Here is a 14,538-nt window from a genome sequence, read left to right as displayed (position 1 = left end):
TTTGGCCTTGATCAAGGTCAAAAACCCCGGCTGCGTCCAAACGCCATACTGTCAGTCGCCGCAGTTTAACCGGAGAAACCAGCGCCTATCCAATGGTGGAAAACGCTCGCTATTTCCGGTGAACCGCAAGGATATGCAAAATTGATTGCCGGAAAGTTTGCGGGTGCGCCTCGAACAGCAGGCTGGTCCGGGCCTCCCCACAGCGCCGAATGGCCGCAGTGCGCGGGTCTCTTTGAAGAAGGTTCTTGCTTTCACTTCTCAAACATGAATACTGATTCATGTTTCAGGATTTGGGAGGAAACAGCAGGTGGGCAAACCGGCCGCAGAAGCACATGCATCGCAAAAGGGTGCGGGCAATCAGCCGAAAACGGCGCGCGGGGAAGCCACCCGGAAGGCGATCCTGACCGCTGCCGAACGGGTGATCGGCGAGAAAGGCTACAACGACGCTTCCATCGGCCACATTACCAGTGAGGCCGGCGTCGCCCAAGGCACTTTCTACATCTACTTCACCACCAAGGAGCAGGTGTTCTCCGAACTCGTTCTGGAAATGGGCCGCCTTGTCCGCCATACGATCGCCGAGGCGACGCAGGACATCGGCAACCGGCTGGAAGCAGAGGAGGCCGGTCTTCGGGCTTTTCTGGAATTCGTCCAGGCCCACCCCGATCTCTACCGGATCGTGCAGGAAGCACTGTTTGTCGATCCTGCCGCCTATGAGGAATATTACAGGACATTTGCCGACGGCTACCGGTCGGGGCTGGTCGCTGCCGAGGCTGCCGGCCAGATCTCTAAGGGCGACACGGAAACCCGTGCCTGGGCGCTGATGGGAATTGCCCGGGCGCTGGGTGAGCAACTGGTCGTGTTCAAGTCGGAAAAACCCATTTCCGATCTTGTGGCCAGTGCCTACGACCTGATTGCCAACGGCATCAAACCCTGAGGCAGATGTCATGAGCCTCGTAGAGACAGAAACACGCGGCGATGCGATCTGGCTTTGGCTGAATCGGCTCGAGCGGCACAACGCCCTGGTTCCGGCTCTGGTCTCCGATCTGCGGAGCGCCCTTGCTTATGCTTCGGCTGCCGAGCCGGTGGCGCTGGTGCTGTCCGGTCGCGGTTCCAGTTTCTCGACCGGCGGCGATATCGGCGGCTTCATGGACCATGCCGGGTCAGCCGAGGAACTTCATGCCTATACTGAAGAGCTCGTCGGCAGCCTGCACGAGACAATCCTCGATCTGCTGGCCTTTCCCGCGCCGGTGCTGGCGGCCGTCAACGGGCCGGTGACGGGTGGTTCTGCGGGCTTGATGCTGGCGGCAGATATGGTCGCCATGTCGGAGACGGCCTTTGTCCAGCCTTATTACAATCAGGTGGGGTTTGGGCCGGACGGCGGCTGGACTGCGCTGCTGCCCGAGCGGATCGGTACATCCAGGGCACTTGCAATCCAGTATCGCAACACCCGCATCGGTGCGGCGGATGCGGTTGCGTTGGGACTTGCCGAATGCCGCGTGCCGGGCGCTGACCTTGCCGCAACCATTGAAGGCTGGGTCGCGGATTTCGCCAAGGGTTTCGCGCAGACCCACCGCGCGACACGGCAGAGTGTCTGGGATGAACGCAGGCGGAACGGTGTGCGTGAGCGTCTTGATCAGGAAAAGACCAGGTTTCTGGACCTGGTAAGCCGTCAGAGCACGCTCGACGGGATGAAGGAATTCACCAGGAAGTGGGCTTGAGGAGACGTCCGGCCTGAAGGTTCGAGCGACGACTGCCAATAAGATCGCCTCAACCTTCCACGGGCCGCCGGCTCACGGCCGCATCAGGTGCTGGGAGGACCTATGGAGTATTTGACCGACATGGCTGCAAAACGGGCGGAGCTCACGCCCGGGGCAACTGCCTTTGTCGACAAAGACAGCGGCAGATCGTTCACTTTCTGTGAAATCAACCAGCGCGCCACCCGCCTGGGCAACCTGCTGCTGCGCCGCGGACTTGCCAAGGGCGACCGCATGGCGGTGCTTTGCCACAATCATCCCGATTTCTTCGTGCTGCTGTTTGCCGCCCAGAAGACCGGTATCCTCTTGGTGCCACTGAACTGGCGCCAGCCCGTGGCCGAGCTGCAGCCCATATTGGCTGCTTCCGGGGCGAAGTTGTTGTTTCATGATCAGGACTTTGCGGAAATTGCCGCAGAGCTTGCCGCCGGTGCCGGCCTGTCGCTCCTGCCGTTGGGCGCCAAAGGCCCTGGCGTCAGTGCTCTCGATGATCCTCTGGCAGCGGCAAGTCCTGCTGCAATCGGTTGCGGCAAGGTCAAGGCGTCGGCGCCCTGGTATCTGCTCTACACCTCCGGCACGACCGGCCTGCCCAAAGCGGTCATCCAAACGGCGGGCATGGCCTATGCCAACATGATCAACTACTGCCAGGCCACGGGCCTTTCCATCGGGGAAAAGGGCGTCAATTTCCTGCCGCTCTTTCATACGGCCGGGATCAATCTGCCGACGCTGCCGATCTTTCTCAACGGCGGCATGTCGACGGTTCTGCGCAAGTTCGATGCGGAGACGGTGCTTGATCTCGTTTCCGCTGGAAATGTCACCTGCTTCTTCGGTGTTCCGGCGATCTATCAGGCGCTGGCCCTGTCACCCAGGATCGGCAAGACGAATTTTTCAAAGGTCCGGTCGCTCGGCTGTGGCGGTGCGCCCGTGCCGAAACACTTGCTGTCCGAGTTTCAGGAGCGCGGTGTCACCATCTGCAACGGCATGGGGATGACCGAGACCGGTCCAACCGTGTTCCTGATGGACAAGGACCATGCATCCGCCAAGATCGGCTCGGTCGGCAAGCCGCAGATCCTGACGGACGTCCGTCTGGTCGACGGCGACGGCGGCATCGTCGAAGGGCCGGGCGAGGGGGAGGTCCAGTTTCGCGGGCCGAACATCACGCCGGGCTACATGGACAACAAGGACGCGACGGTCGCGACCTTCACTGTCGACGGCTGGCTGAAATCCGGCGACATCGGGCGCCGCGACGAGGACGGCTACTACTACATCGTCGACCGGATCAAGGACATGTACATCTCGGGCGGCGAGAACGTCTATCCTGCCGAAGTGGAGAAGGTGCTGGTCGGTCATCCCGCAATCCTTGAAGCCGTTGTCATCGGTGTGCCGGACCCCAAATGGGGTGAGGTTGGTGCAGCCTTCCTGATTGCCCGGCCGGGCGGAAATCTCGACACGGCGACACTGTCCGACTGGTGCCGCAAGCAGCTTGCCCCCTACAAGGTGCCGAAAAGCTTCACCGTCGTGGACGATCTGCCGCGCACCGCAGCGGGCAAGGTGCGCAAGAACATTCTGAAAGACGACTTCCTTGCCGACAAGCCTCTGGAGAAAGCATAACCGATGAGCCTTACCGCTGACGCGCAGCACGGTGCGACGTTTCGCTGGATCCCCCGCCAGGAGGATTTCGACGCCTTTGCAAAACTGTCCGGTGACGACAATCCGATCCATGTCGATCCCGAGTTTTCCAGCCGTACCCGGTTCGGCCGGACAGTCTCGCACGGGATGCTGCTTTACACGCGGGTCTTCGCGCATCTGGAAGCGCTCTATCCGGGGCGGAGCCATGCTGTTCAGACCTTGATGTTTCCGAACCCGGCCTATGCGGACGAGGAGCTGACGTTCTCGTTCACGCCGAGTGAGAACGATGCGGATCTGATCATGATCGAAGTTGCCCGCGCGGCGGATGGTGCCGTGACCTTGTCCGGTTCCTGCAAACTCGGAGGACAGTCATGAGCCTGGAAGTCGGGGCGCGCGCGGAAGTCAGGCGCAGCTACACAGAGGACGACATGCGTGGTTTCGCGCAGCTTGCCGGGAACGCCACAGAGGTTCCGGTTTCTGTTCCGGGGCCGCTGATCGGCGGGCTGTTCTCCTATCTGCTGGGGGTTGAGCTGCCGGGTAGGGGAACCAACTACCTGAAGCAAAGCCTGGAATTTCTGGCGCCCGCACCTGTCGGGGAAACGTTGACGGCCTCGGTCACCATCACGCGCCTGCGGCCCGAAAAACACCTGGTCGACCTGGAAACGGTCTGCGAAGCCGAAGACGGCACCCGGATCTGTCAGGGCCGGGCGCTGGTCTACGTCGAGGATGTCGGCAAGGGCTGAGCCATTGTTTCAGGTTTCCGACTGCTGCGCGGCGTTCGGCTGAGCGGACGCGCGTTCCCGGGCTTCTACTCGCCTTCCACGATCCGGACCTTGGACGGCCAGAAGGCATAATGCCCGGACAGTTTTTCTGCCATCGGCACTGGTGAGCGGTAGACCCAACCAATCTCCTCACCATCGTGAGAAATGTAGCTGGCATCGCCCTTGATGGGGCAATGGGTGGATTTGTCGACGTACCCGAACCGGGTCTTGAGATCCGCTTCCGGCACGTAGATCACGGGGTCATAAAAAGACTTGCCGATTTCAAGGACGCGAACTGCGTTGATGCTGTCCGCCAGCAGGGCCGCGCCCTGGTAGATGCGGATGCGCCGGGGAACATCCTTGATCACCATCAGGTGGCCGGGATCGTTCGGATTGCGGATTGCCGTTTCAAAGGCAGGCATTGTCTGCGCTGTCATCATGTCCTCCGTGGAATTGGTGCTCATGTGTGGATTGCAGGGGTAAAACGCAAAACATTTCTATGCTGCACGGCACACAGTTTCGCTGGGTTTTGAGGCATGCCAGACCGGAAGACATCGTTTCGGCCTTGATAATTCCTCCGGTTCTGGGCTCAAACAGGACAACACGATTTACGAAAGAAGTGGTGCCATGGCCGAAAGCGTTCAGGATTTTTTGAAGCGGTTGTTTCTGCGGGCCGTCGAAGTGGCCGACCCGATGCAGAGCCTCGCCGGGTTTCTGCCGGAAAAGCCGGCAGGCCGCGTTGTGGTGATCGGCGCAGGCAAGGCTTCCGCCCGCATGGCGGAGGCGGTCGAAAAGGTCTGGGGACCTTGCGAAGGCCTGGTGATCACGCGCTACGGCTACGCGAGGCCGTGCGAGGGCATCGAGATCGTGGAAGCTGCGCATCCGGTTCCGGACGAAATGGGGTTTGTCGCAACCGAGCGCATGATCGAGCTGGTCTCCGGCCTGGGTGAGGGTGACTTCGTGCTGGCGCTGATGTCCGGCGGCGCCTCGGCGTTGCTTGTCGCGCCTGCGGGAGAGATTACGCTTGCCGAGAAGCAGGCGGTCAATCAGGCGCTTCTGGCCTCCGGGGCTGCGATCGGCCAGATGAATGTCGTGCGCAAACATCTGAGCCGGGTGAAGGGCGGCCAGCTGGCTGCTGCTGCCTATCCGGCCAAGATGCTGGCCCTGCTAATTTCCGATGTGCCCGGCGACAATCCCGCCGAGATCGGGTCTGGTCCGACGGTTGGTGACGAAAGCACGGCAGACGATGCAAAGGCCATCCTGAACCAGTGGAAGATCGAGGTTCCGGACTCGGTTCAGAACGTGCTGGCTGAGGGCAGCGGCGTTCTGAAGCCGGATGACGAAAAGCTCAGCCGCGTGTCGAATGTCATCTTCGCGGCTCCGTCACAATCTCTGGAAGCTGCCAGAAGCCTTGCGGAGGCGGAAGGCTGCGATGTCGAGATCCTGGGCGATGCGCTGGAAGGCGAGGCGCGGGACGTGGCACGCGCCCATGCCGAACTGGCCTTGAATCGTCAAAGTGAACGGCCAGAGGGCAGCCGGCCCTTGCTGCTTCTGTCCGGCGGCGAGCTGACGGTTACCCGGCGCGGTGAAGGTGTCGGCGGGCCCAACGCCGAATATGCTCTGGCTCTGGCCTTCGCCTTGCGTGGTGCACCGGGCATCCATGCGATTGCCTGCGATACCGATGGGGTGGACGGCGCCGCGGAGGTGGCCGGGGCCGTTATCGGGCCCGATACGCTCACCCGGGCGGACACGGCCGGTGCCCATGTGGAAGAAGCGTTGCTCAACAATGACGCTCACCGCTTTTTCGACACGATCGGAGATCAGATTGTCACCGGACCGACACTGACGAATGTCAATGATTTCCGTGCCATATGGATCGGATAGCGCATTGGCCGGATAGGCGCCCCATTTCCTTTACCTGGCTGATCTGGCCGGACATCCCAAGGGACAGGACTTGACTGAAATCACCATCACCCGTGTGGCGCGCCTGCCCGATCCCTTCCGGATCGAACGGTTTCTGTCCAACCCCAAGCTTGGTCCGAGGACGCTGTTTTTCAGCGGGGGATCGGCCCTCAACGGTGTTGCGCAGAGCCTGAAACGCTATACGCATAATTCCATTCATCTGGTCACACCCTTCGATAGCGGCGGCAGCTCGCAAGGTCTCCGCATTGCCTTCAACATGCCGGCCATAGGCGATCTCAGAAGCCGGCTGATGGCCCTTGCCGACGAGACGGTGCTCGGTCACCCGGATGTCTTTCGCCTGTTCACGCACCGGTTTTCCAAAACGGCGGCGCAAGCCGATCTTGCGGGTGAGCTGGAAAGCATGATTGCCGGGACGCATGTTCTGGTGGCGGCGATCGAGCAGCCGATGCGCACGCTGATCCAGAACCAGTTGGGCATGTTTGATAACGCTCGTCCGGATAGTTTCGATCTCAGGGGCGCCAGTATCGGCAACCTGATCCTGGCCGGGGGCTATCTCAACCAGAACCAGCAGCTTGAACCGATCATCTTTCTGGTGGCCAAGCTGGTGGGGGTTCAGGGCACCGTGCGGGCCGTCACGGACGACAACCTGCATCTGGGCGCGGAGCTGGAGAATGGCGAGGTGGTCATTGGCCAGCATCTTCTGACCGGCAAGGAACATCCGCCGCTGGTGTCGCCGATCAAATCCCTTTTCCTCAATCGGGGCCTGTCCCGCAAGGATGTGGCAGAGGCGGTTTTTCCGGACCGCAACCGGAGCCTGATCCAGTCCGCGGATATCATCTGCTATGCCCCTGGCAGCTTCTACACCAGCCTGCTTGCCAACCTTTTGCCGACTGGGGTCGGAAAAGCCATCGCCGCACGCACGGTGCCGAAGGTCTATGTGCCCGGAACGGGGCATGACCCGGAAACCGGAACCATGAGCGTGGCGGGCAAGGTGATGACCCTGCTTGCCTATCTCAGGCGGGACGCGGGCAGCGACTGCCCGGTGGACCGGCTGCTGAATTTCGTGATTGTCGACCAGGCGGTTCCGGAAAGTGAAACGGAAGGGCTGCGGGATCTTGGTCTTTCCGTGGTTCGGCTCGCCCTCGTCAGCAAGGCCTCCGCACCCTATTATGATCCCGTGCCGCTGTGCGAAACGCTGGTCTCTCTCACGTAAGCACCCCCGAACATCAGGACAAGGCCATGAAACGTACGAAGCTATTGAACCGGCACCTCAGCAAACTGGTCGCCTCGCTCGGCCATATGGACGAAATCGTCCTGGCGGATGCGGGCCTGCCGGTGCCTGCCAATGTCGGTGTGATCGACCTGGCGGTGAGCCCGGGTGTTCCGGGTTTTTTCGATGTCCTGGAAGCGCTGGCCGATGAGATGATTGTCGAGCAGGCGGTCTTCGCGGATGAAGCTTCGGAGGATCTCGTTACGCAGATCGAGGTCCGGCTGGCGCACTGGGCGGCCGATGCCGGCAAGCCCATCGAACACGTCCGCATGTCTCATGAGGACTTCAAGGAACGATGCTCGAAAGCACGCGCCGTTATCCGCACCGGCGAGTGCACGCCTTACGCCAACCTGATTCTCGTTTCCGGGGTGCCGTTCTGACATTCGCCGTAATCGTTGGCGGTCGGATCTGTTTCAAAGGCCGGTGACCAGAGATTGATCCTTGCAAAGGAAGGAGCGGAAATGCTCCTCCCTTTTCTGTTTTCCGAAACGTTGCAGCGGCATGTTTCGTTGTAACCTCAGTTGCTTCCCGCTCTGCAAAAAAGAAATATTCCATCTCCGAAACCGATTTTGTTGACTTACAAAATCGGTTTTGTAAAAATTTTCTCAATAAAACAAACCGTTGCCGAAAGCGGCGGCGGACAGGGACCGGAGCGAAAAAGGCTCGCAGGGAGGATCGATGTCGCGACTTCGCGATTCCGTCACTATTGACGACGTGGCGCGCCATGTGGGCGTTGCGAAGGGAACCGTGTCGCGGGTCCTCAACAATTACACCGATATTTCCGATGCCACCCGCAAGCGCATCCTGAAAGCAGTTCAGGATCTCGGCTACCAGCCGTCGGCCACCGCCCGCAATCTGAAGCGCGGGCGCCAGGACACGCTCGGCATCGTCATCCCCGTTGGCCATGGCAGCGGCGCCGATCCATCCTTTCGGAATTCATCGACGGCATCGCCAGGGCCCTCGACGAACTGGGGCTCGACCTTCTGGTGACGACGGCCCATTCACGCGAACACATGATAGAAACCGTGAAGCGGTTGATCGCCCGGCGCAAGGTGGATGGCTTCATCGTCACCCGGACGGAGGTGGACGATCCGCGCATCGCTTATCTGCGGGAGAACAATTTCCCCTTTGTCACTCACGGCCGAACGCGCGATCCGGCCGGCTATGCCTGGTTCGATATCGACAACGAGGCTGCCTTTGCCGATGGCGTCCGCCATCTCTACAGCCTCGGGCATGAGCGGATCGGCTTAATCGGCGGTCCGATGGAACTCAATTTCGCGCTTCAGCGGCGCGACGGTTACCGGCAGGGCCTCGAGGCGCTGGGCCTTGCGCATGATCCGGACCTCGAAAACATCCAGCCGCTCAGCGAGAAGGGCGGTTTTGCAGGGGCCGAGGCGCTGCTGTCGCTTGAGGCGCCGCCGACCGCCCTTTTGTGCGTGACCGATGCCCTGGCCATCGGGGCGGTCCAGTTCTGCCGCAAGTTCGGTCTGAAGGTCGGCTCTGACGTCACCATCGTCGGTTATGACGGCCTGCCGGTGGGCGAATATCTGGACCCGCCGCTGACGACATTTTCGCAGAGCGCGCAGGAAGCAGGCGGCAGGGTTGCGCGCATGCTGATCGACGTTCTGGACGGCAAGAACCCCACGGATCTGCAGGCCCTTGCCAAGGCAAGCCTGATCCGGCGCGCCTCCGACGGCGCTCCGGCAAATTCATCGGAGGCGCTTGCAAGCGCGCTCCGCGACCGGCTGAACCAACAGCCATATTCCGGCAGGAAGGGAGAGTAATATGATTGGGAGGACGACATTTCTGGCCTCGACCATCGCGGGTGTTCTCGCGTTCGGTCTGACGGCCGCACAGGCCGAGACGTTGCGGTTCTGGACGACAGAAGAACAGCCGGAGCGCCTGGCCAAGCAGGAAGAAATGGCCGCTGCGTTCAAGGAAAAAACGGGCATCGAGGTGAATGTCATTCCGGTGACCGAGTCCGATCTCGGCACGCGCACCACGGCAGCCTTTGCCGCCGGTGACTTGCCGGACGTCATCTATCACACGCTGCAATATGCGCTGCCCTGGGCTGAAGCCGGCATTCTGGACACCGAAGCTGCAACCGAGGTGTTCGAGAAGCTGGGCGCTGACACCTTTGCACCGGGTGCGGTTGCCATGGCCGCCGTTGAAGACGGCGTTGCCTCCGTCCCTGTGGACGGCTGGACGCAGATGGTGATCTACCGCAAGGACCTGTTCGAAGAAAACGGTCTTGCTGCGCCGGACAGCTATGAAGACATTCTGGCGGCTGTCGAAAAGCTGCATAATCCACCCGAAATGTTCGGCTTCGTTGCCGCAACCAAGGTGGATGAAAACTTCATGAGCCAGGTGCTGGAGCATGTGCTTCTGGCCAATGGTGTGAGCCCGGTGGGCGAAGAAGGCTTCGAGCCGCTGGACGAGAAGAAAACCGTCGAGGCACTCGAGTTCTACAAGGCAATCGCCAAGGCATCGCCTCCGGGGGACCTGTTCTGGAAGCAGTCGCGCGAACTTTATTTTGCCGGCAAAGCAGCCATGGTCATCTGGTCGCCGTTCATCCTCGATGAGCTTGCTGGCCTGCGTGACAGCGCCCCGCCGACCATCACCGGTGACCCGACCTCCAAGGAGCTTGCGTCCAAGACCGGTGTCGTCACCACCTTGAGCGGTCCGTCCAATCCCGATGGCGCTGCCTGGGCTGACATCCGTTATTTCGGCATCACCAACGATGCGGACACGGAAGCGGCCATGCAATTCGTCGAATTTTCCATGGACGAGGGATACCTCTCGACGCTGTCGATTGCGCCGGAAGGCAAGTTCCCGATCCGCCGCGGTACGGCCGACAATGCGACCGAATTCGTCGATGGCTGGGCGAAGCTTCCGGTCGGCGTCGACCGCAAGGCACCGCTGACGGATCTCTACGACGCGGACACCATCAAGACCATCGTGTCCGGTCTCGACACCGCCAGCCGCTGGGGCGTCAAGGAAGGCCAGCTTTCGCTCGCGTCCAAGATGATCAACAGCCAGGTGATGAACCGTCTGGTGCGTGAATACATCGACGACGAGCGCGATGCAGCGGCAACCGTTGCCAAGCTCAACGAAGAACTGGCCAAGATCCAGTAACGCGTTTCCACCCCTCAAGACCCCACTTAGGGGTGGGAAAGCCCGCACATAACGGCCCGGACCGGGCGTCTATCGGATGCCCGGTCCTTCCCCATCTTCTGCTGCGGCCATGTCCGCAGTCCTGATGGAGCTCCAGACAGTTGCCGGTTGGTGCCGGAACGGTACCAGCGGCAGAACGGGATCAAGACCCCGGGCGGAAACATGAACACCAAATCCCAAGCCGACGCGTCCTCAGGGCCACCGAAAGGCATCGGCCCGATGCAGCGTCGCGAAATGTGGCTGGCTTATCTGATGCTGGCACCGACATTTGCGATCATCCTGATGATTGTTGCCGGACCTTTGCTTGCCAATTTCTGGATCAGCGTGAAACCGGTTCAGCTTGCAGACCTGCGGCCGCCGACCGTGCTCGTCAACGAACGGGTGCGTGGCCGGCCGAAAGCGCCGGGCGACGAGGCCCGGCTGGAATACCGGCTGCGCAACTCCTCGCAGGACGAGGAAATCCGCAACGTGACGCTGAGCGATGTGGTGCCGGAAGGCTTCACGGTGACCTCGCACTCCGAAGGCTGTTCGCTGAACGGCTCGAAGATGACCTGCGACCTTGGCATGGTGGCGCCCGGCTGGCGCGGCGACGTCGAGCTGGTGGGAACGGTTTCACAAGCATTTCTGGATGCAAATCGACCCGAACGGGCCAGCGAACCCGTGATTACCGGGGACGCCAACAACGTGCTGACCAACTTCGAATTCACGTTCGAGAACTTCAGCCGCATCTTCAGCGCGGACGAATTCTGGTCCGTGCTGCGCATCACCTTCTACTACACAATCTTCGGCACGGGCGGGGCCCTGGTGCTGGGGCTCTTCGCGGCGCAGCTCCTGAACACGGCCTTTCCGGGTCGGGGTGTCCTGCGCGGCCTGTTCCTGTTTCCCTACGTCTCGCCCGTGATTGCCGTCGCCTTTACCTGGGTGGTGCTGTTCGACCCGTTCTCCGGCACGCTGAATGCCCTCTTGACCAAGATGGGCGTCATTGCCGATCCGATCAATTTCTTCGGGCAGCGGGCGATCGAGTTTTCCTTCCTCGGCATTCCGATGGAGTTTCCACTGGCGTTGACGACGGTGATCGCCTTTGAGGCGTGGCGCTACTTCCCGCTGTCTTTCCTGTTCATCCTGGCGCGCATGCAGTCGATCAACACGGATATGTACGAGGCTGCCGAAATGGACGGGGCGACGCCCTTGCAGCAATTCTGGTACCTGTCGCTGCCGCAGCTCATGGGCATCCTCTCAGTCCTGTTCCTGCTGCGCTTCATCTGGACCTTCAACAAATTCGACGACATCTTCCTTCTGACCGGCGGCAATGCGGGCACCCGCACGCTGACCGTCGATGTCTACGAACAGGGTTTCGCCCTGTCCAATCTGGGCGCCGGTGCGGCTGTCGCGGTTGTCGTGTTCGTCGTCCTCGTCACCTTCGCCACCCTGTTCATCCGCTTCTCGCCGAAGGAGGAAGGGCTATGAAACCCGGCAGCATCGTTCTGGTTGCCCTGACGGGCCTCATCTGGGGCGTAACAGCCATGGTGGTGATCGGGGTCACGCTGACGCTGGTCACAGGAGACGTGGCCCTGCCGCAGGCATCCGCCGCAGGTCTTGCCGGTCTTGTCAGTGCTCTTGTTCTGGTGTGGCGGCAGTCGACGGGCCACGCTGGTGCAATGGCGGACAGGGGTCTGTCGGCGGCTGTCCTGTTCGTCGTCCTGATCGCGGCCTCCTTCGCGGCTCCCTTCGGTCTGTCGCTTGGGCAGCACACGTTGTGGCAGGGCCTCGGTCTGGTGCTGTTTATCGTCGGTGTTGCCGGTGCCAATGCCATCTGTCTCAGCGGCGCCCAGCTTGGCGCCATGTCGCGCTACGAGCGCGAGGTGGTCTATATCCGCATTGCCAAGGGCATCGGCTTCGTCGTCTTTTCCATCATCGTGGCCTTGCCGTTCTACGTCATGATCATGACGTCGCTGAAAAGCCAGCAGGCACTTCTCGCCAACCCGCTGGACCTGTCGATCGATGTCAGTCAGGGCATCAGCGGTCTGTTCCGGTCCTATGTCGAGCTGTTCACCCAGTTCAATTTCGGCCGCTACCTGATGGTGTCCGCCTTCGTTTCCGTGGCAACCGTCGTGCTGACGCTTCTGTTCTCGGTGCCAGGCGCCTATGCTGTGTCGCGCTTGCGGTTTCCGGGGCAGGCGTTCCTCGCCCGCTCCGTGCTGCTCATCTACATGGTGCCGGCCATTGTTCTGGTGATCCCGCTCTATGCGGTGTTCTCGCAGCTTGGCCTGCGCAATACGCTCACCGGCCTTCTCATCGTCTATCCGGCCACCACGATCCCGGTCGCGCTCTACATGCTGCAGGGCTACTTCCGCGGTCTGCCGTCCGAACTGGAAGAAGCCGGGCTGATGGATGGGCTGTCGCGCATCGGCGTGATCCTGAAGATCACCCTGCCGCTGTCCCTGCCGGCGCTGGCCTCCGTTTCGCTTTACGTCTTCATGATCGCCTGGAACGAATTCCTGTTCGCGTTCATGTTCCTGGACGATCCGGACATCTTCACGCTGTCGCGCGGAGTTGTGTCCCTCAATTCCTCCGAGGTGCCGCGTCAGCATCTCATGGCGGGCGCGGTGATTGCGACCGTGCCCGTCCTTTTCATTTTCCTGTGGTTCGAACGTTTCCTTGTCCAGGGCCTGACGGCCGGCAGCGTCAAGGGTTGAACGATCAAGAGAAGGGGCTGTGAAGAGCCCAAGGGAGTTTGCTGTGGCACACACAGATCTAGACCAGGCGGCAAGGGCCATCCTGACCGAAAATGACCAGGGCGGATATACGATCCCGACAAAGGGGCTTTATCCGTACCAGTGGAACTGGGATTCCGTCTTCGTCGCGCTGGGGTTCGCGGAATTCGATCAGGACCGCGCCTGGCAGGAAATCGAAATGCTGTTCGAGGGTCAGTGGCGCGACGGGATGGTGCCGCACATCCTGTTCCGCAAGGATGACCCGAGTTATTTTCCCGGGCCGAGCGTGTGGGGCACCGATGGCGGCCCGATCCCGAGTTCCGGACATTCCCAGCCACCGGTGGCCGCGTCCGTCGTTCACAGTCTGGTGGAGGATGACCGGACCGGCAAGGCACTGGAGCGGGCAGAAGCGCTGCTGCCCAAGCTGATGGCCTGGCATCGGTGGTATCTGGCCTATCGCGACCCGGAAAACCTTGGCGTCATTGCCGTTATCCACCCCTGGGAATCCGGCCGGGACAACCTGCCGGACTGGGATGAAGCGCTGCGCGCGGTCGAGGTGAAGGACATTGGTCCCTATGAGCGCAAGGATACCTCACATGTGGACCCGGCCATGCGGCCGCACAAGGAGGATTACGACCGCTACCTCAGCATCGTCGCCGCCTGCCGCAAGGTTGGCTGGGATCCGCAAAAGGTTGCCGAGACCTGCCCGTTCTTCGTCGCCGATCCGGGTGTGACCTTCATCTTCCTGCGTGCCAACCGGGATCTTCTGGCGCTGGCTGAAAAACTCGGCAGGAGTGCGGAAGCCGACGAGATCCGGGGCTGGATCGGTGCGATGGAAAAAGGCAGCAGGACGCTGTGGAACGATGAGGTCAAGGCTCATGTCGCTTTCGACGAGCGCAGCGGCAAACTGACCGACGGCCTCTCCAGCGCATCCTTCCTGGCGCTCTATGCAGGGCTCAACGATCCGAAGACGCTTGCTGCGCTTCAAGACCATTTCGACAGGATCGCGGCAAAAGTCGACTATCTGATGCCGTCCTACGATCCTAACCACCGCAGCTACGAGCCCTTGCGCTATTGGCGCGGGCCGGTATGGGCGATGATCAATTACATGATCGCAAAGGGCTTTGCCGAAGCGGGCGATGCCGCCCGGGCCGAACGGTTGCGGGCTGACACGGCGCGGCTGATCGAAACCGGTGGCTTTGCCGAATATTTCAGTCCGGAAACGGGGGCGGGCGCAGGTGGGCGATCGTTCTCCTGGACGTCGGCCATCTGGCTGACCTGGGCTTCGCCTTCACACGCCGAGCAGGCAGCTTAAG

General features: G+C 61.2%; 15 protein-coding genes. 14 read left to right on the top strand and 1 reads right to left on the bottom strand.

Translation table 11 applies throughout. From position 1 onward, the window contains the following. Nucleotides 1-307: 307 nt before the first annotated feature. From SIAM614_RS02750 to SIAM614_RS02730, 5 genes are all read left to right on the top strand, one after another. Nucleotides 308-934, top strand: coding sequence for a TetR/AcrR family transcriptional regulator (locus SIAM614_RS02750; RefSeq protein ID WP_006931887.1), 627 nt, complete (start codon nucleotides 308-310; stop codon nucleotides 932-934). A gap of 10 nt (nucleotides 935-944) precedes the next feature. Then, nucleotides 945-1,718 carry an enoyl-CoA hydratase/isomerase family protein gene (locus SIAM614_RS02745; protein ID WP_006931885.1) on the top strand — a complete coding sequence of 258 codons (774 nt, stop codon included), beginning with the start codon at nucleotides 945-947 and terminating at the stop codon, nucleotides 1,716-1,718. A gap of 102 nt (nucleotides 1,719-1,820) precedes the next feature. Next, a complete protein-coding gene (locus SIAM614_RS02740) occupies nucleotides 1,821-3,362 on the top strand; it encodes an AMP-binding protein (RefSeq protein WP_006931883.1) in 1,542 nt (513 codons plus the stop codon). A gap of 3 nt (nucleotides 3,363-3,365) precedes the next feature. Then, nucleotides 3,366-3,755 (top strand): MaoC/PaaZ C-terminal domain-containing protein, encoded by a 390-nt coding sequence (locus SIAM614_RS02735; protein WP_006931880.1) that lies wholly within the window; start codon nucleotides 3,366-3,368, stop codon nucleotides 3,753-3,755. Further along, nucleotides 3,752-4,123, top strand: coding sequence for a hotdog family protein (locus SIAM614_RS02730; RefSeq protein ID WP_006931878.1), 372 nt, complete (start codon nucleotides 3,752-3,754; stop codon nucleotides 4,121-4,123). Before SIAM614_RS02735 ends, SIAM614_RS02730 begins: the two co-directional genes overlap by 4 nt. Before the next feature lie 65 nt (nucleotides 4,124-4,188). On the opposite strand, the gene SIAM614_RS02725 is transcribed toward SIAM614_RS02730, so the two are convergent. After that, on the bottom strand, nucleotides 4,189-4,578 hold the full coding sequence (locus tag SIAM614_RS02725) for a DUF427 domain-containing protein (RefSeq protein ID WP_208983878.1): 390 nt from the start codon (nucleotides 4,576-4,578) through the stop codon (nucleotides 4,189-4,191). Between the two features lie 190 nt (nucleotides 4,579-4,768). Between SIAM614_RS02725 and SIAM614_RS02720 the strand changes: the two genes are divergently transcribed. From SIAM614_RS02720 to SIAM614_RS02680, 9 genes are all read left to right on the top strand, one after another. Beyond that, on the top strand, nucleotides 4,769-6,025 hold the full coding sequence (locus SIAM614_RS02720; RefSeq protein ID WP_006931876.1) for a glycerate kinase type-2 family protein: 1,257 nt from the start codon (nucleotides 4,769-4,771) through the stop codon (nucleotides 6,023-6,025). 70 nt (nucleotides 6,026-6,095) lie between these two features. Then, nucleotides 6,096-7,277 carry a GAK system CofD-like protein gene (locus tag SIAM614_RS02715; protein ID WP_006931870.1) on the top strand — a complete coding sequence of 394 codons (1,182 nt, stop codon included), beginning with the start codon at nucleotides 6,096-6,098 and terminating at the stop codon, nucleotides 7,275-7,277. 26 nt (nucleotides 7,278-7,303) lie between these two features. After that, the gene (gene rbsD, locus SIAM614_RS02710) at nucleotides 7,304-7,714 is read left to right on the top strand and encodes a D-ribose pyranase (protein ID WP_006931868.1); all 411 of its coding nucleotides are present in this window, start codon (nucleotides 7,304-7,306) and stop codon (nucleotides 7,712-7,714) included. Nucleotides 7,715-8,012: 298 nt separating this feature from the next. Continuing rightward, complete coding sequence (locus SIAM614_RS32695; protein WP_040438993.1) at nucleotides 8,013-8,324, top strand: LacI family DNA-binding transcriptional regulator; 312 nt, start codon at nucleotides 8,013-8,015, stop codon at nucleotides 8,322-8,324. Continuing rightward, a complete protein-coding gene (locus SIAM614_RS30420; RefSeq protein WP_229597934.1) occupies nucleotides 8,321-9,118 on the top strand; it encodes a substrate-binding domain-containing protein in 798 nt (265 codons plus the stop codon). The genes SIAM614_RS32695 and SIAM614_RS30420 overlap by 4 nt, the downstream gene beginning before the upstream one ends. Before the next feature lies 1 nt (nucleotide 9,119). Beyond that, nucleotides 9,120-10,469, top strand: coding sequence for an ABC transporter substrate-binding protein (locus SIAM614_RS02695; protein ID WP_006931858.1), 1,350 nt, complete (start codon nucleotides 9,120-9,122; stop codon nucleotides 10,467-10,469). Between the two features lie 201 nt (nucleotides 10,470-10,670). After that, nucleotides 10,671-11,975 carry a carbohydrate ABC transporter permease gene (locus SIAM614_RS02690; RefSeq protein WP_040439134.1) on the top strand — a complete coding sequence of 435 codons (1,305 nt, stop codon included), beginning with the start codon at nucleotides 10,671-10,673 and terminating at the stop codon, nucleotides 11,973-11,975. Beyond that, the gene (locus SIAM614_RS02685) at nucleotides 11,972-13,204 is read left to right on the top strand and encodes a carbohydrate ABC transporter permease (RefSeq protein ID WP_006931856.1); all 1,233 of its coding nucleotides are present in this window, start codon (nucleotides 11,972-11,974) and stop codon (nucleotides 13,202-13,204) included. The genes SIAM614_RS02690 and SIAM614_RS02685 overlap by 4 nt, the downstream gene beginning before the upstream one ends. Before the next feature lie 43 nt (nucleotides 13,205-13,247). Then, on the top strand, nucleotides 13,248-14,537 hold the full coding sequence (locus tag SIAM614_RS02680) for an MGH1-like glycoside hydrolase domain-containing protein (RefSeq protein ID WP_006931855.1): 1,290 nt from the start codon (nucleotides 13,248-13,250) through the stop codon (nucleotides 14,535-14,537). Nucleotide 14,538: the final 1 nt, after the last annotated feature.

The organism is Roseibium aggregatum IAM 12614, from assembly GCF_000168975.1.
Taxonomy (GTDB): domain Bacteria; phylum Pseudomonadota; class Alphaproteobacteria; order Rhizobiales; family Stappiaceae; genus Roseibium; species Roseibium aggregatum.
This window is presented reverse-complemented; position numbering and strand designations above follow the sequence as displayed.